This is a genomic window from Chitinophaga sp. 30R24, assembly GCF_049056765.1.
Lineage (GTDB): Bacteria > Bacteroidota > Bacteroidia > Chitinophagales > Chitinophagaceae > Chitinophaga.
Map to the genome: position 1 here is coordinate 972,771 of NZ_JBJGXX010000001.1, position 16,463 is coordinate 989,233.

Sequence of the window (16,463 nt, forward strand, 5' to 3'; positions counted from 1 at the left end):
ATCAATTGATTACTCGTTTTAATTTCCCCGTTCAAACATCCGGGCTAGGTCGGTTAGTTTAAAAGAAATGAAGGTGAACTTGCCACCTGGTGCTATATTGGGCATACTGCAGGCGAACAATTCGTCGATGATGTTTTGCATTTCCCTGGCTGCCAATATTTTTCCCGCTGGGATGGCGTTATTGCGTGCCATGGAGCGGATCAGTTGTTCCCGTTTGGTCACCTTTAGCTCATGGCTGAAATGTTTGAATTGTTCCAACAAGTTTTCGATAGTCGCTTGGTCGTTGCCATTGCGGATATCGGCGGGGGTGCCGCGCACAATAAAGGTATTGTTTCCGAAAGGCTCCAGGTCGTATCCCAATGTTTGCAAGTCTGCGAGCATTTCACTGATCAGGGCTGCATCTGCAGGAGGAAGCTGCAGGGTTTGCGGGAAAAGGCTTTGCTGGGTGGCCATTGGCGTTTCCTGTAAAGCGCGTTGATAACGTTCGTACAAGATCCTTTCATGGGCGGCCTGTTGATCTATTAAAATAAACCCGGATTTGATCTGGGATAAAATATATTGTTGGTGTACCTGTACCGGCACTTTCTGATCGTTGGCGGTATCTTGCCAGCGCTCATCGATGACGGAGGCGGTGGCATGAGGTTGTCCTTCGTTTTCCTCGTAGGTAACGGGGGGTAGGGTTTCCCGTACCGGCGTAGTGGAGAAAGTGCTTCCTGCATGCGAATCATGGCTGTTGGGCTCATACAGGTCTTTCCAGTGTTTCAAATTGCTGCTGTGGTTGCTTTTGTCGATCATATGGGCCTGGTTGGCCTGAGTGAAAGACTTAAACAGGGGGCTTTGTGTAGATTCTTCCTGCTGGCGGGCCGTAAATGGTTTACTCACGGCATCGAGCGACTGGATATTAGGGTCCAGGTCAAAGTCGAGTGTAGCGGTAATGCTAAATTGGGCGAGGGAATGTTTCACGGCCGACTGTATGAAGGCGTACATCAGTTTTTCGTCGTCAAACTTAATTTCCTGTTTGGTAGGGTGTACGTTGATGTCTACGTGCTCGGGATTTACATCAATGAACAGCACATACAGGGGAAAGCTGTCTGCCGGGATAATATCGGCGAAAGCGTTCATGACGGCATGATTCAGGTAAGAGCTTTTAATAAAGCGGTTATTCACGAAGAAGAACTGGTCGCCCCTGGTTTTTTTAGCGGTTTCAGGTTTTCCTACAAATCCATACACATTCATGTAGTCGGTAGTTTCCTTTACGCTCACCAGGCGGGCGTTATAATGTTGCCCCAGAATGGCTACGATACGCTGTTTGAGCGATCCTTTTTCCAGGTGGAACAGCTGTTGGTTATTGTTGGTGAGAGAGAACTGCAGTTGTGGGAAGGCCATTGCCACACGGATAAACTCATCTACAATATGCCGCATTTCCGCTGTATTGCTTTTGAGGAAGTTTCTGCGGGCGGGCACGTTGAAGAAGAGGTTTTTCATGGCGATGCTTGTGCCTTCTGCAGTTTGACAAAGTTCCTGCTTTTTTACGAAGCTGTTGTCGATTTCCACATAAGTACCCACTTCGCTGCCTTTTTTCCTGGTTTTGAGCTCCACCTGAGCTACGGCGGCAATGGAGGCCAGGGCTTCGCCCCGGAATCCCATGGTGGTGATCTGGAAGAGGTCTTCTATAGATTGTATTTTGGAAGTAGCATGGCGTTCGAAGCACATCCGGGCGTCTGTTTCGCTCATACCGCCGCCATTATCGATTACCTGCACTAACTCCTTGCCTGCATCTCTGATGATCAGCTGAATTTCGGTTGCACCCGCATCCACTGCATTTTCCAGTAATTCCTTCACTGCCGATGCCGGCCTTTGTATCACTTCTCCCGCAGCTATCTGGTTCGCTATATTGTCTGGTAATAAATTGATGATATCCGCCACTTACTAGCCTTTTGCTGTAAAGTTAACAATTTATATGCAGTTGCTCATCGGTGATTATCAGACTGTTTGAAACAAAAAACTAACTGTTTTGTTAAATAGCCCCTTGATTTGCAAGAAATAACAATCCATGAAGCTTGTTCATACGTAATTTAAATAGAGAGAAAAAATTAGGATAACGCAACTGAAGGAAATCATAATGATAGTGTTAACGAGAAGTTAACGAATCAAAACTGTACATATGAACTTATGGAATCAAATAATTTTGAGCAGCCCTATCGGGGTTACCCGCTGTACTTACCCGTAAAAAGGTGAAAAAAAGAAATCATGGAAGATGGAAAAAAGAAGGGAGGTATTTACTCCCATACAGATGCCAGTAAGGTGAATTTAACAGAAGAAGAATGGAAAGAAGTGCTACCGGAAGAGGTTTACCACATTGCCAGGGAAAAAGGAACAGAATGGGCTTTTACAGGAAAATACTGGAATAATAAGGAAAAGGGTACCTATTACTGTGCTGCCTGCGGGAACCTGTTATTTGTTTCCGATACCAAATTTGAAAGTAGCTGTGGATGGCCGAGTTTTTTTCAACCAGTTACCAAAACCAGTGTGATTTATGCGCCAGATAATAGCCATGGTATGCACCGGACAGAGGTACTTTGTGGAAGATGCAAATCTCACCTCGGACATGTGTTCAACGATGGACCGCCGCCAACCGGACTTCGTTATTGTATTAACTCAGTGATTCTGGATTTTGAAAAGGCACAGGAAGCAGACAAACATTACCAACAAGGTAAAGCCAGTGACAAGGAATAACAGTAGCCAATATTCTGCCTGATTGCCAATGCGGTGTGATAGTTGCATAATAAAAAGACGTATTTTTATTAACAACAACTCCCGCACTCATGAAAGCACTTAAAACACTCGCCTGGATTATAGGAATTATCCTGTTTATAGCACTTGCGCTGATCTTTTTTGTGCCCACCCATATACACGTGGAGCGCACTGTAGAAATCGAAGCCCCTGTGGCTATTGTTTGGAATGACATTGTGAAATTTCAAAAATTTAACGAGTGGAGTCCCTGGAAAGAGATGGATTCTACCGCCAAGTTTACTATTTCCGGTGACGATGGCTCCCTGGGCGCCACAGATAGCTGGAAAGGTAGTAAAATAGGTGAAGGGAAATTGCAGCACTTGGCCCTGGAGCCTTTTAAATCAGTAATACAGAAACTCACGTTTATTACTCCCTTCCCGGCAGAATCGGATGTGTATTTCCACCTCTTCGAGGATGCCGGCAAAACGAGGGTAGTGTGGGGCTTCGATATGTATTATAAACGCCCGCAGAATGTTATGACCCTTTTCATGAAGGGCGCTATGCAAAGCGATTTTGATCAGGGACTTAGCAATCTGAAAAGTATGGCGGAAGCAGAGGTAAAAGGGCCAGGAACGCCGAACGGTATTGATGTAGCCGTAAGGGAAATGGACTTTCCCGCTACAACGTATGTGGCTATACGAAAAATAGTACCGATAAGCAGGATAGCCGACTATTACCGCTCTAATCTGGAACGCATCTATAATGCAGCCCAGCAGGCTAATCTGCAGCCTGGCGTGCCTTGCGGTATCTTTTTTACCTGGGACGTGCAACAGCAGCAAACAGATATGGCCGCAGCTATCCCCGTACCGGAAGGCAGCAAGCCCACCCGTGGGTGCGAAATTATTACTCTACCAGCAGCTCAGGCCGCTTATGCAGACTATTATGGTCCTTACAGTAAAATAGCCAATGCACACGTGGCCATTGAAAAGTTTATTGCAGATAAGGGGAGGAAAATTGAGCCCCCCGTCATTGAAATGTATGTAGTCGATCCAGACAAAGAAAGAGATAGCAGCAAATGGCTCACGAAGGTCATTTACTTTATGAAATAAAGATGCAGTAAAAAAGAGTAAGCAGATGGCATGGCATACAAGGCGGAAATACTATTTCTCCAGTGTGTTGGCATACTTCGTTGGCTCAAATTCTATGATCTCATATAGCGCCAACTGATATTTCTCCAGCGGGTCCTCGCTCATAATCTCTTCCACTTCCTTACGGCTGGATGCATTGCAAACAATAACAGCTCCCGATTTGGGCTTTCTTCTGCCCGATAATATGAACCGGCCGCTGTTTAAATGCTTTTGCAAAAAGGCGGTATGCGCCTCCATGTAATGTTCTACAGCCGCCACGGGCCGTATGTATTGTAGCATGATCAGGAACATAATGGTTTTTCTATGGTATTTAAGAATAATTTCATAGTTAGCAGCAAAGGTATAAACTTATTAATCAGTATTGAATGATTGTATTGTTGTCCAGGGAAAAATCAGACATATATGCTACAAAAATATACGTACTTTTGCACGAATGAAATACCACGATAGTGGGAATCGTATTGTTTGAACAGTGTAACTCCGCATCAATTCTTAATTCTTATATGCTTTTATGAAAAGAACAATTTCCAAAGTTTTGTTAGCTGCTGTAAGTATGGCGGTTATCCTATCATCCTGCTCTAAAACTCCCGATCAAAGCAGGTACGTGCCTAAAACTGCCAGCATAGTGATAGACCTCAATGCCAAGCAACTTACTACCAAACTGGTTACTAATGGGATTACCATGGATAAGTTGTTTAATGCGGCAGAAAAGGATACCGCCAACGAAGTAATGAAAGCCTGGAAAGATGCCGAAAACTCAGGTATCGATCTGCAAAGCCATTTCTTCGCAGCGGTAGTGCTGCAAGGACAACCCTCAGAGAAAAAATCTTATGTAAGCATTACGGGTCATCTGAAAGATGCTGACAAATTTGAGGCCTATCTGAAAAAAACAGTGACAGATTTTTCTCAACAAACACAAAACGATTTTAAATACATTTGGGACAATAGGGAACAAGCAGTGATCGGATGGACAAAATCTACCGTTATTTATCTGCACCCTATGGACCTCAGTAATCTGGACCGCTTAAATCCGGGTGGTTCTGGATTCCCGGCGCCAGGTGGCTCTGATCCCAACACCCCGGCAGACAGTATAATGCCGGTTGCCCTCTTGACAAAAGAAGATGATGCCAAAACATGGGTAGCTGAAGTGGATCACCTCTTTCACCTGAAAAAAGAAGAAACCGCCACTACTATCGAACCGTTTGCCAAATTGTTGAAAAAAGATGCCGACGCCGGTGTTTTTGTGAATGCCGATGCCGTATTAAATAGTGGCACCCTGCCTTTGGTACCTGCTAATGTGAAGAAATTATTGGAAGGTACAAGCTATACCAGCACCATTAATTTCGAAAACGGCAAGGTTATTTTTGATGGCGACACCTATATGGGTAAGGAAGTAGCGGCCATCTATAAAAAATATGGTAAGAAGGAAATTAACATGGATATGCTGAAGCAGTACCCTTCTGAGAATGTAGTAGGCTTTATTTCCTATGCTTTTGATTTTCATTTGATAGGAGAGTTGATAAAAGCCACCGGCATGGATGGGCTGGTAAATATAATGATCACCGGCAGGTCTGGCCTTTCTATGGACGATATCCTTAACGCATTTGATGGCGAGTTGACCTTTGTAGCATCTGATTTTACTATTGAAAAACAAGAGTACATGCCAGGGGAATTTACCCAAAAACCTTCCCTGAAATGGATCTTCAATATGAAAGTAGGCAATAAAGATGCCATCGATAAGGTAATGTCTTCCCCTATGTTTAAGGAGGTGTTTACTAAGCAAGGAGATCGCTATATAATAGTTAACCCTATGGCAGCAGCTATCCTGCCTCCGCTTTCCGTTACCGATAAATTTGTGACCCTTGGTTCCGATAGCCTTCTCCTCCAGCAATATCTTGCCGGTAAGGGTAATATCAAATTGCCCAATGGTGTGGAAAGTAAGGTAAAAGGTACTATGCTGGGCGGCTATATAGATCTGGAAAAAATGACAGCTAATATTCCGGAAGAGGGTGTAGATACTGACCAGGTAAAAATATTGCATGATGTAAAGCAGCTGTTTAAAGACTTTATTATTACCAGTAAAGCAGATGGAGGTGATATACAACATTCCGAAGCGGTGCTTACCTTTAAAAATAAAGACCAGAATAGTCTGGTACAATTGATCAATTTTAGCGCAGCAGCAGCTAAAATGGTGAAAGAAAAACAAGCTAAGACCAAAGCTTACGAAGATAGCCTCTTTGGCGTGCCTGTAGATACTGCCGTAGCTCCCCAATAAGAAGTTATACAACCGGCAATAAAAGAGTGTATATCATTGATATACACTCTTTTATTGCCGGTAATGCTGCTATCTGTTCCGGCTTCTGATCCAATCTCTTTTTAGTTATATTCGTTTCGTTAATAGCAATGGCCAATATGCAGATCCAGTTACATCACCTCATGCCCATTCCTTTGCAGGATAAGTTCCGGCAACGGCCCTCGGATATATGGAACCAGGAGGTAACTTTTAAGCCAGGCACTTTTGTGAAGATAAAAGCGCCTTCCGGCACGGGTAAAACAACCTTGATCCATTATCTCTATCACATACGTTACGATTATACAGGGGATGTTCAGATAAATGCCCGCTCCTGGCAGACATACAATAAAAATGAGATAGCGCAGTTGCGGCAACAGGATATTAGCATCGTTTTCCAGGACTTGCGGCTGTTTGAGCAGTTAACTGCCCGGGAAAATATTGCACTGAAAAGGGTAATGCAGCCTAAACCCTATGCTTCTGCTGGCAAGATAGATGAAATGGCGGCCCGGCTCAACATAACACATATACTGGAACAAAGCGGCAAAACGCTTTCCTATGGTGAGCGGCAGCGGGTAGCTATTATTCGCGCCCTGATACAGCCATTTCAGTGGTTGCTTATGGACGAGCCATTCAGCCACCTGGATGAAGACAATACCCAACGCGCAGCCGCACTCATTGCTGATGAGTGCAAAGCCCGCAACGCGGGGTTTATTTTAACTGACCTGGATAACGATCATCATTTTCCCTATGATGTACATTATCACCTTTAATGTTGATTCATGCGCCCTTTTTTCGACTTGTTGAAGAAAATCATTCAAACCGGGGTGGGTAAATCCCGTTTCCTGATGGCTGCTGCCGGTTTGGGCATCGCTATGTTGTTGATACTAATCGCTATACAAGTCCATACCAACTTTAACCAACTGCTGTACAGCACCCAAAACCAGAACGAAACAGCAGATTTTCTCGTGATCAACAAAAAGATCACCAACGATATGATGGGGCAGGCAGATAAAAGTTTTTTTACCCCGGAAGATATAGCAGATATAAAAGAGCAACCATTTGTACAGGCATTTGGACGAGTAACGCCTAGCCAGTTTAAAGTTGTGATTCAGGCGCCCGGAGATTTACATTTCGCTACCGATATGTTCTTTGAAGCTGTACCAGATAGCTTTCTGGATGTAAAGGATGAAGATTGGAAATGGCATGTAGGAGACCGTACCATCCCCATTATTCTTCCCAACGACTTTTTGAACCTGTATAACTTTGGATTTTCACTGAGCCAGGCTTTACCACAAATTTCCCAGGAAACGGTAAGGGCCTTGCCCTTGCAGGTCAATATCTCCAATAATCAGGTATCCGACCAATACATGGGACATGTGGTAGGCTTTTCCGATCGTATTTCTTCCTTCCTGGTGCCGGCTTCTTTTATGGCTTGGGCCAACCAGCGATATGGCCCCGGTGTAGCCGCCGGTACTTCCAGGGTAATCATTAAAACACCAGACCCTTCTAATCCTCAACTAGTAAAGTATCTGGAAGATAAAGGCTACACCACTAATCAAGATAAACTGAAATTCAGCAAAACCCGTGTAATTGTACAAACCATTGTGTCGGTAGTTGGTTTCTTTGGGCTAATACTATTATTCTTTGCTTTGCTGGTTTTCAGCATGTTTATTCAATTAGTGATTGCATCCTGCAAACAGGAAATTCAGTTGCTGGTTATATTGGGTGCTGCTCCTGCGCAGCTGCAACGCTACTTGCTTAAGCAGTTTGTGCCCGTTTATATAGTGATTGGCATCCTGTCGTTGGCGCTGTTGGCCACCGGGCAGTATTGGGCTGCCTCAGTATTAGCCAGGCATCAGATGCTGGTAAGTGCCTGGCCAGGCATACCTGTATTTGCCGGTACGATAGTGATATTGGTACTGGTATATATTGTAAACCTGCTTACCGTCAGGAAATATGTAAATAATATTTAATGGTTATTGCGGTAAGGCACAACGAACGTATTTTTCCCTCTTTCGGATGTCAATAGGTAGGGAATCCAGATGGCCATTCTTAATAACGGCCATAGAATGGAATTAAGACTGAGGAACCCGTTTGCTTCCTGCGAACCGAAATAAAAGCTTTTAATACGATTATCTACATAAATAAAAATGGTGCAGATAAAATAATAAGTAGCCAGGGTGAAAGGGAAGGTATCTCTTCTATTAAAGAACAATACCGCCAGTAGAATGCTATAGATAAAGAGGAATACGTTAAAAATCATTTCCATAATCACGAAAAGTTGAACCAGTGTAACATTACCCAGGTCGTTTCGTGAAGAAAATACTTGCCAGGAAGTGTAGCTGAATACTTCCATCTGGCATAGGTTCACAAATTCTCCCAAAGGAGCAAACACAAGTCCTATGGCCAGCAAGGCCAGCCCACCGCCGATAGGCGTTGGTGTTGTAGTATCTTTCACCGATAAAACGGAATACCGGTAGTAAATAGTAGACAAATAGATAAAAATAGCCGCAAATAACAGGGCAAGCACGATGGCCAACCAATTCCCCTTCCTTTCTGGATGCTGTGTGATAGAGGAGTAATCCGGTTTCCAACTGAGATCCAGGGAACTGATCTCATTCATTTTTTTTAAATCTTTTACATATTGCGGTATAAATTTTACAGGTACGTTGTCGCTGAACGTTTTAAACTGGTAGGAGAGAATCAGTTGTTTGCCATTTTTTTCGGCGGTATAGTTAAAGGTATAATAGTCATTGCTAATGTGTACTGGGGTTTGATCCAGCGACCATTCTATCGGCGTTTCCATAATGATCTGGTAGTCGAGGTCGTAGGGATATCGCAATGAAACGGGTATTTTGCGTTGATCATCTGTGATATAGTTGAGTATATCATAAAAGGACTGGGCATTGGCTGTAAAACTAAGTTTATCCGTGATACTGTCTTTTTTCCAGAGATGATGGATCAAGTAGCTTTCATTTATCCGTAGGGTATTATTAACCACGCTGTCCTGTGTGGTGATAGAGTCTTGTTGCACTACTTCCCCATAGAGTTTTTTGTAGTAACTGAGATAAGATTTTTCCTTCTCTTTCATACTGGTTCCTGCCAGATCTGCCCTTTGGACATCGGCGTCGTCACGGAAATAGGTGGTGTTTACTTGCAGGCGTCCATCCTTATTTTGATCGTCTGGCAGGGTAAAGTGCTCACGGATCATGGTTTTGCCCCGGATGGCCGGTATAATTGGTGTTAATTGGGTGGTAGTATCTGTTATAACCAGTGCTTGCTGGTATTCCGGCTCACAGAAATCGGCGAGTCCACCTCTTTGGTACGACATAGTACCATCCAGCCAATATATTTTATTGTTGAAGGCTACTTGTACAATTACATGGTTGAATGCGCCGGGAGAAGGGAGTATATCATTTACTGTGCCTTTCATGTCGGTGTTCACATAGGCCATATTGGCCGGTATATCGTTGGCCCGCAAGAGGGTACAGAGCAGCAGGGCTTTATCTTTGCAATCGCCGAAACGTTGTGCCAGTACTTTATCCGGCGTATTAGGGCGATGGGAGTATTCCCCCATTTCGATGCCCATATAGCGGATATCGTCTTGTACAAAGTGCAAGGCTTGCAGCAGGTAACTGGCTTTGTCGCCTTTAGCTGCTTTTTTTAGAGTGGCAATTTTTTGTTGCAATGCAGTGCTGGTAGTGGGCGCAGCGTTAATTTTCATGCCCCATTTGGCTACCTCTTTCCAGGAGCTGTATTCACTTACCTGTACTCTGGTAAAAGGGTTGTACCAGGAAGGCACATAATTGGTATTGTCTGCTTCCCGGATATCTACTTTGTTCCATTCATATACAGTGAAACCCTTCCAGTTTTTTTGCAGAGGTGTGGTTGCATTGTTGAATAATTTAAACCGGATATTTCTTTGTGGGCTGACAATCAGATTTTTATAATAGTTTACAATAGGATCGTAAGACACAAAGTAAATGCGGCTATCCAGCTTTCCGTTGAAAATAGGATTGTCGCCGGAAATCGTATAGGCATATTCGATCTGATCGCCTTTTCTCACATCTTCCAGGATCAGGTAGGCAGTATAGGTACCACTATAAATAAACCTCGACAGGTCTTGTTCTTTTTGCAGTAGTTTAAAATTGGCTCCCGACAAGTGGTTTATTTCCTTGCCATCCCGGTGAACCACAATTTTATGAAACGTAAGTTTTTCGTATTGTGGGTCGAAGTCTACAGAGATTTCAGATCCGTTCTGAATACCGGCTTCTGAAACGATCTGGCGGATAAAATGCTGATAATTGCATTTCAGTTCTACTTGCCGTTGTTCTTCCAACAAAAGCAAGTAATAACCGTCGCTCACATTTTTGGCATTGGGCTTTAGTGTAAGGTTGGGTGTATAAGGCACCAGCCAGTCTGGTAAGGGGCCGATATTTACCTTTTGCGCGTGGGATATCAGCGAAAGGGTAATCAATAAAAATATTGATAACGAGTAGGTCAATATTCTGGTTATCGTAGGGAGCATAGTAACATTTGATGATATGCTGAACCATCGTTGAGGTCAGGCATAGGTATATTAAATCTGGGGATAAAATTACGGTTGTTTTCCAACAGTTAACATATATACAGCAAAAGATGCCAGCCAATGCTCGCCGGCATAGTTCCCACTGAAAATCTGTTGCAGGCTGGCTTCCCGGTGTTGGCGCGCCAGTTGCTCAATAGCGGCCTGATTATGATCGCTATGAGCGGCAATAGCATCAAGGCACCATGTGCGACTGAGGTTCAAGCCATGGAGACCTCTGTATGGTCTTTTACTTGGGCTACCTGCAGGATGGTTATTTTATCGTTTATCTGTTAAATAACAATTTTACATAAAATACAGGTTGTCCCAATTTTTTCCGGAGGTCTACTTCATGGAACATGCAAGACATGATGTCTTTTAGCTGTTTGTTACGGGAGCCTATCTTCATGAGCAGGTTGAACAGCCAGGGATATTTAACCAGTTTTTGTAGTTTGGTGCTCATTTGAAGTTCGGGGCCCAGGATGCGGTATACATCTTTGTCATAAGTAGCGAGGAAGGCATCTGAATAGTTGTTGGCGGTGATGGCTGCTGCTGCCTGTAGGGCGGCCATCCGGCCAGAGTAGAGGGCATTGCCGATGCCTTCGCCGGTAAAAGGATCGATGAGATAGGCCGCATCTCCTACCAACATGTAACGTTCTCCATGCAGTTTCCTTTTTTTGCTGCCTAGAGGAAGGCCATATCCATCTATATTACCTACCAATTTCGCATGTTTAAACCGTTCTTTCATCACAGGATCGGTGGCAAGGGTATCCAGCATGAGTTGCTTCAGATTTATTTTATTGTTGCGGGCAGAGTTACTAAGCATACCTACGCCTACATTTGCTTCGCCATTGGGAAGTGGAAATATCCACAGGTATCCGGGAAGCATGTTTTTCAGAAAATGCAGTTCAATGAAGTTGTCGGTGTGCAATCCGTTGATGCCCTTGTAGTAAGCACGGATACCAGCTACATAATGAGCCGGTTCCATTTTAATACCTGCTACTTCTTTAGTAAAGCTGGAGTGGGCTCCATTGGCTACAATCACCAGTTCGGTTTTTATCTGGAAGTTCCCATCTTTGCTGGATAGGTGATAGCCATCTTTTTTGAGTTCGTATTTATCAATAGCAATACCTTCAAACAAACGTATTTCTGGGCAGCGTTTCATTTCATCCACCAGGAAATTATCGAAGTCGATGCGTTTGCAAACAAAGCCTCTCGGATTGCTTTTGTCTTGTTGGTAATTCATACGGTAGGGGATATCCATTCCGGTGCGGTTAGGGGCCACAAAGGTAATGCCCCAGCTGTCGGCTTTAAACAGGGCTTGTTGCAGGCGTTCTCCGATGCCTTTGTCGATGCGCTCCAGAAGGGTGAGCACTTTTCCGCTTAATCCGTCGCCACACACTTTATCTCTGGGAAAAACGGCTTTATCTACTACGATACATTCAATGCCAAGCCGGGCCAATTGCAGGGCGGCGGTAGCCCCACCAGGACCTGCGCCTATAATACAAACTTTTGTTTCCATGATTGATGATGCTGTTACCTGAAAGTAAGATACGGAATAGTTACATGCAGCGTTTGGTATTTTAGAAATAATGCTTTTTGATTGATAGTCAGTCGTTTTTCTAAAGACAAATTTCTTCACCGTAAGTGGAACGCTTATATTTGCTCTTCTTAAAAACACACAATCTATGTTTGGGGATTTATTTGGGAAGCTGACACAGATCAAGCAAAAAATGCAGGAAGGAAAAGAGCGTTTGGCTACAGTAACGTTAACCGGCGAAGCCGGTAATGGTGCAGTAAAAGTAACCGTAGATGGTAACCGCCAGGTGAAAAGTATTGATGTGGCGGCTCATCTCCTTACACCGGATAGTAAAGAAGAAATGGAGGATCTGCTGATCTCCGCATTGAACCGTGCATTGAAAGATGCTGAAAACTCCTGGGAGTCTGAAATGAAAAATGCTGCGGGCGGTATGCTTGGTGGTTTACTATAAATTATTGATCACGCAAAGCAACCATGGTTGCTTTGCGTGATATTCGGCTTTATCACTTTTCCCTTGTTTTCCGTTTCTGCAAATACCCTTCAGTATCTGTAGGCTTTTCGTTTTGTTGTACCTGCTGTTTTTCCTGGAAATTTATGGCTAACCCTTTACCTCACTAATATTAACATTCCCTGAAGGGAATATGGAACAGCGTTTGGCATGAGTAAGGTGTAAAAATTTATGCAGATGATCAATCAGTATGAAGTGCCGGCCTGTATAGAAGATGCTGTTCCGGCATTAAGAAAAGCATTGCATCAGTTCCCGGCTATATTTCATATATATGACACAGTTAGCTGTTTGAGTGAATATACCGACAAGCAACTCCGGGAGCAAAATTTCCAGGTAGCCGGCAAATGCATGCAGGTGGCGGGGAAATTATACGAGCGGGGCAATGGAGTTGTACGTGAAGCGATTGTCCGTGTGTTTTTACCAACTATCAGCAACATCCCGCTGGTAGATGCCGTAAGCCGGGTGAGGATGTATTCCCTGGTACCGGATGTTCTTTATGCTCTTTATATACAACATCAATTAACAGAGAATGGAAGCAGATAAGAAGTTTGTAGTGAGGTTAGCCACCCCAGCAGACCTTGATTTTGCGCTGCCTATAGTAGCGGAGATGGAGGCCTCGGCTAAAGCCAGGGGAACGGGTATTGCAAAGAGAGAACCGGCTTTTATCCGTGCCAAAATCCTGGAGGGGAAAGCGGTGATAGCTTTTACGGCTAACGGCATCTGGGCGGGCTTTTCTTATATACAGTCCTGGGAGCAGCAGCGTTTTGTATCCAACAGTGGCTTAATTGTATCCCCTGCTTTCCGGGGAATGAAAGTAGCTGCGGCCATTAAGCAAAAAATTTTTGAATTAAGCCGGTTACTGTACCCGGCGGCAAAGCTGGTTAGTATTACCACTGGCTTGCCGGTAATGAAACTAAACACCCGGTTGGGATTTGAACCGGTAACTTACGATCAGATTCCCAGCGACCCCCAATTTTGGGAAGGGTGTAAGAGCTGTGTTAACTATCCTATATTGGTAGCGAAGCATCACAGGAATTGTTTGTGCACAGCGATGTTGTTTCAGCCTACTGTATAAACGTATGAAGCTACCAGCAACCGATGCCATTAACCTTTAAAAGCAACATCGATAACCAGTAATTTATTGAGATGTTTATGCAGCCCTTCCAGTTTCAGGTAATATCTGCTGATATCTATATGAACAGGTGGGGCAGGGAAGTTGCTTAGCCGTAAGAGCTGTGGCAATATGCCGGAGAGGTGTTGTTTTTTCACATATTGGAGAAGGTCATATACACGGGTAATGGGAAAGCGGTGTCTTTCTGCGTTGGAGTAGGCACGGCAGATAAAGAAACTGCTCGCTTCCGGTATCAGTGCTTTCCAGGGAGAGCAGTAATGCTTCCAGTGAAGAAGAGGCTCATTGTTAATGAGTGCGCTGGTTTCGTATCGCTGCGATACCTTTATTTTTATGGTTGTTGGGGTAGTGATGGCTAGCCTTTGTCCTTCGAGGGTACGCAGATGGTCGAGCCGGAAATACAAGGTATCCGGGCAATATGCTGTATTATTATTGCGTGGTTCATCCGGATTAATCCAGTCCAGGGAAAAGTAACAGTCACCAAAACGGATATAGGTAGTGGAATCATGTTTGGTTACATGTACTTCCTGGGAGGGTATTTTCACGGATGTAGCCGGAGGGGCTATCAGTTGCATCGTGTCTATCTGTACTGGTTTTTCCTTTACAGGGGATACAGCATGTTTGCAGGCTGATAGCCATAACAAGAGAACGGCAAAGCAAATAAGTGTTTTCATATAGTATGCAGGAATACTGTAACGAACGTTGGCGTTGGAATAGTTTCCCCTATATCTGGCAACAGTTTTAATCCGCGTCTACTATGCCAGGCGAGTCTACCTTTCTGTTCAGGGCTTCCCAGAGGATATCCTTTAGTTCTGAGAGTCCCTGATTGGTAACAGATGAAATAAATACATGTGGTACATTTTCAGGTAGTTCTGCGGCGATGGCGGTTTTCAGTTCATCGTCGAGCATATCGCTTTTGCTAATGGCCAGCAGAAACTGTTTATCCAGCAATTCGGGATTATATTGTTCCAGCTCATTCACTAATATCTCAAAATCTTTTTTATGATCCGCACTATCAGCTGGAATAAGGAATAATAATACGGCGTTTCTTTCAATATGCCGTAAAAACCGGTGGCCTAATCCTTTTCCTTCGTGGGCACCCTCAATGATACCGGGAAGATCGGCCACGCAGAAAGACCTGTTATCGCGATAAGCTACCATGCCCAATTGTGGGGTAAGGGTAGTAAAGGCGTAATCAGCCACTTTGGGTTTGGCAGCGGTAATGGTAGAGAGGAGGGTAGATTTACCGGCGTTAGGAAAGCCAACGAGTCCTACATCGGCTAACACCTTTAATTCTACTACTTTCCAGCCTTCCAATCCGGGCATGCCGGGCTGGGCATATTCGGGGGTTTGGTTGGTGGGGGATTTAAAAAAGGCGTTACCTTTTCCTCCTTGTCCGCCTGGCAGCCAGATCACCTCCTGGCCATCGTGCAGGATTTCAGCTTCCACCTCACCGGTTTCTTCATCTCTGGCCTGTGTGCCCAGTGGAACTTCAATGATGATATCCTTGCCAAAACGGCCGGTACAGTTGTCGCCACTACCATTTTCGCCATCTTCTGCAAGCAGGTTTTTATGCCAGCGCAGGTGCAGGAGGGTCCATAGCTGAGAATTGCCTCTCAGAATCACATGTCCGCCTCTTCCGCCATCCCCTCCGTCGGGGCCTGCTTGTGCATTAAATTTGGTACGCATAAAGTGCATACTGCCTGCGCCACCTTTACCGGATTTGCAAAATACACGGATATAGTCTACGAAATTCGCTTTTTCCACAATGCTCAATTTTAAACACCCGGATTTCCTTTACATCCGGGAAAACAAAACGCAAAGATCGTGAAGTTTCAGCTAATTAGCACGAAGTAAGTGCCGGAAGCTGCCAACTCACCATCTTTGCGTTAAAAGAGGTTGAAGGTATAGTTATACTCTCTCTGCTACCAATTCATCCAGTTCTTTAGACAACAGGTCGAAGACTTCTTCTTCTGTACCGTCGCCTTTTATTTTCTTGAACTTGCCAAACTTTGCGTAATGGTCGGCTACAGGAGCAGTTTTATTATGATATTCTACAATGCGTGCTTTGATTACTTCTTCAGAAGCATCGTCGCTACGACCGGAGGTTAAGCCGCGGTTCAGTAAGCGTTTTACCAGCGCATCTTCCGGTACTTCCAGGGAAAGCACGGCAGAGATCGCTGTTTTCTTCAATGCGAGTAGTTTGTCCAGCGCTTCAGCCTGGGCAGTGGTACGTGGAAAACCGTCGAAAATAAAACCACGTGCCTCCAGATTAGCTTCCAGTTTGGAACTGATCATACCAATCACCACTTCATCCGGAACCAGCAGTCCCTGATCCATAAACTTCTTGGCTTCAATACCTAATGGCGTTTTATCGCCAATCTCACTGCGTAATAGATCGCCCGTGGAAAGGTGGATAAGTCCGTATTTCTGGATAATGTTAGCACTTTGTGTACCCTTGCCGCTACCGGGAGGGCCAAATAAAATGAGATTGACCATGTTTTATTAAAATCTACTTTACTCGCAAGATTGCAAATATAAGAAACTG

The 16,463-nt window shown here is 44.3% G+C and carries 16 protein-coding genes; 8 read left to right on the forward strand and 8 right to left on the reverse strand.

Annotated elements, in window-relative coordinates; genetic code table 11:
* Positions 1-18: 18 nt before the first annotated feature.
* Entirely contained in the window at positions 19-1,926 is a 1,908-nt protein-coding gene (gene mutL / locus ACDQ55_RS04025) for a DNA mismatch repair endonuclease MutL (RefSeq protein WP_420979843.1), read from the reverse strand.
* Between the two features lie 324 nt (positions 1,927-2,250).
* Here mutL and msrB point away from each other — a divergent pair, with 324 nt between their 5' ends.
* Together msrB and ACDQ55_RS04035 are read left to right on the forward strand one after the other, a co-directional pair.
* On the forward strand, positions 2,251-2,736 hold the full coding sequence (msrB, locus tag ACDQ55_RS04030) for a peptide-methionine (R)-S-oxide reductase MsrB (protein WP_420979844.1): 486 nt from the start codon (positions 2,251-2,253) through the stop codon (positions 2,734-2,736).
* 89 nt (positions 2,737-2,825) lie between these two features.
* Entirely contained in the window at positions 2,826-3,842 is a 1,017-nt protein-coding gene (locus ACDQ55_RS04035) for an SRPBCC family protein (protein WP_420979845.1), read from the forward strand.
* A 51-nt stretch (positions 3,843-3,893) separates the two neighbouring features.
* On the opposite strand, the gene ACDQ55_RS04040 is transcribed toward ACDQ55_RS04035, so the two are convergent.
* Positions 3,894-4,160, reverse strand: a complete 267-nt coding sequence (locus ACDQ55_RS04040; protein WP_420979846.1) for a YciI family protein — start codon at positions 4,158-4,160, stop codon at positions 3,894-3,896.
* A gap of 232 nt (positions 4,161-4,392) precedes the next feature.
* Between ACDQ55_RS04040 and ACDQ55_RS04045 the strand changes: the two genes are divergently transcribed.
* From ACDQ55_RS04045 to ACDQ55_RS04055, 3 genes are all read left to right on the forward strand, one after another.
* Positions 4,393-6,156: a DUF4836 family protein gene (locus ACDQ55_RS04045; RefSeq protein ID WP_420979847.1), complete on the forward strand. Its 1,764-nt coding sequence runs from the start codon at positions 4,393-4,395 to the stop codon at positions 6,154-6,156.
* 137 nt (positions 6,157-6,293) lie between these two features.
* Complete coding sequence (locus ACDQ55_RS04050) at positions 6,294-6,944, forward strand: ATP-binding cassette domain-containing protein (protein ID WP_420979848.1); 651 nt, start codon at positions 6,294-6,296, stop codon at positions 6,942-6,944.
* 9 nt (positions 6,945-6,953) lie between these two features.
* Positions 6,954-8,147: a hypothetical protein gene (locus tag ACDQ55_RS04055; RefSeq protein ID WP_420979849.1), complete on the forward strand. Its 1,194-nt coding sequence runs from the start codon at positions 6,954-6,956 to the stop codon at positions 8,145-8,147.
* Here ACDQ55_RS04055 and ACDQ55_RS04060 read toward each other — a convergent pair.
* The 3 genes from ACDQ55_RS04060 to ACDQ55_RS04070 form a co-directional block, all read right to left on the reverse strand.
* Entirely contained in the window at positions 8,144-10,702 is a 2,559-nt protein-coding gene (locus ACDQ55_RS04060) for a DUF3857 domain-containing protein (RefSeq protein ID WP_420979850.1), read from the reverse strand. The two genes, ACDQ55_RS04055 and ACDQ55_RS04060, sit on opposite strands and share 4 nt — an antisense overlap.
* A gap of 69 nt (positions 10,703-10,771) precedes the next feature.
* Complete coding sequence (locus ACDQ55_RS04065; RefSeq protein WP_420979851.1) at positions 10,772-10,963, reverse strand: DUF2891 family protein; 192 nt, start codon at positions 10,961-10,963, stop codon at positions 10,772-10,774.
* Between the two features lie 61 nt (positions 10,964-11,024).
* Positions 11,025-12,260: an NAD(P)/FAD-dependent oxidoreductase gene (locus tag ACDQ55_RS04070; RefSeq protein WP_420979852.1), complete on the reverse strand. Its 1,236-nt coding sequence runs from the start codon at positions 12,258-12,260 to the stop codon at positions 11,025-11,027.
* 166 nt (positions 12,261-12,426) lie between these two features.
* Between ACDQ55_RS04070 and ACDQ55_RS04075 the strand changes: the two genes are divergently transcribed.
* The 3 genes from ACDQ55_RS04075 to ACDQ55_RS04085 all read left to right on the forward strand — a co-directional run bounded on the left by ACDQ55_RS04075 (position 12,427) and on the right by ACDQ55_RS04085 (position 13,861).
* Positions 12,427-12,729: a YbaB/EbfC family nucleoid-associated protein gene (locus ACDQ55_RS04075; protein WP_420979854.1), complete on the forward strand. Its 303-nt coding sequence runs from the start codon at positions 12,427-12,429 to the stop codon at positions 12,727-12,729.
* 234 nt (positions 12,730-12,963) lie between these two features.
* On the forward strand, positions 12,964-13,329 hold the full coding sequence (locus ACDQ55_RS04080; RefSeq protein WP_420979855.1) for a DUF7674 family protein: 366 nt from the start codon (positions 12,964-12,966) through the stop codon (positions 13,327-13,329).
* Positions 13,316-13,861, forward strand: a complete 546-nt coding sequence (locus tag ACDQ55_RS04085; protein ID WP_420979856.1) for a GNAT family N-acetyltransferase — start codon at positions 13,316-13,318, stop codon at positions 13,859-13,861. The genes ACDQ55_RS04080 and ACDQ55_RS04085 overlap by 14 nt, the downstream gene beginning before the upstream one ends.
* A 29-nt stretch (positions 13,862-13,890) precedes the next feature.
* Here the strand turns inward: ACDQ55_RS04085 and ACDQ55_RS04090 are convergent, their stop codons facing one another.
* The 3 genes from ACDQ55_RS04090 to ACDQ55_RS04100 all read right to left on the reverse strand — a co-directional run bounded on the left by ACDQ55_RS04090 (position 13,891) and on the right by ACDQ55_RS04100 (position 16,414).
* Complete coding sequence (locus ACDQ55_RS04090; protein WP_420979858.1) at positions 13,891-14,589, reverse strand: hypothetical protein; 699 nt, start codon at positions 14,587-14,589, stop codon at positions 13,891-13,893.
* 67 nt (positions 14,590-14,656) lie between these two features.
* Positions 14,657-15,682, reverse strand: coding sequence for a GTPase ObgE (gene obgE, locus ACDQ55_RS04095; protein ID WP_420979860.1), 1,026 nt, complete (start codon positions 15,680-15,682; stop codon positions 14,657-14,659).
* A 144-nt stretch (positions 15,683-15,826) separates the two neighbouring features.
* Positions 15,827-16,414, reverse strand: a complete 588-nt coding sequence (locus ACDQ55_RS04100; RefSeq protein WP_420979862.1) for an adenylate kinase — start codon at positions 16,412-16,414, stop codon at positions 15,827-15,829.
* Between the last annotated feature and the right edge of the window lie 49 nt (positions 16,415-16,463).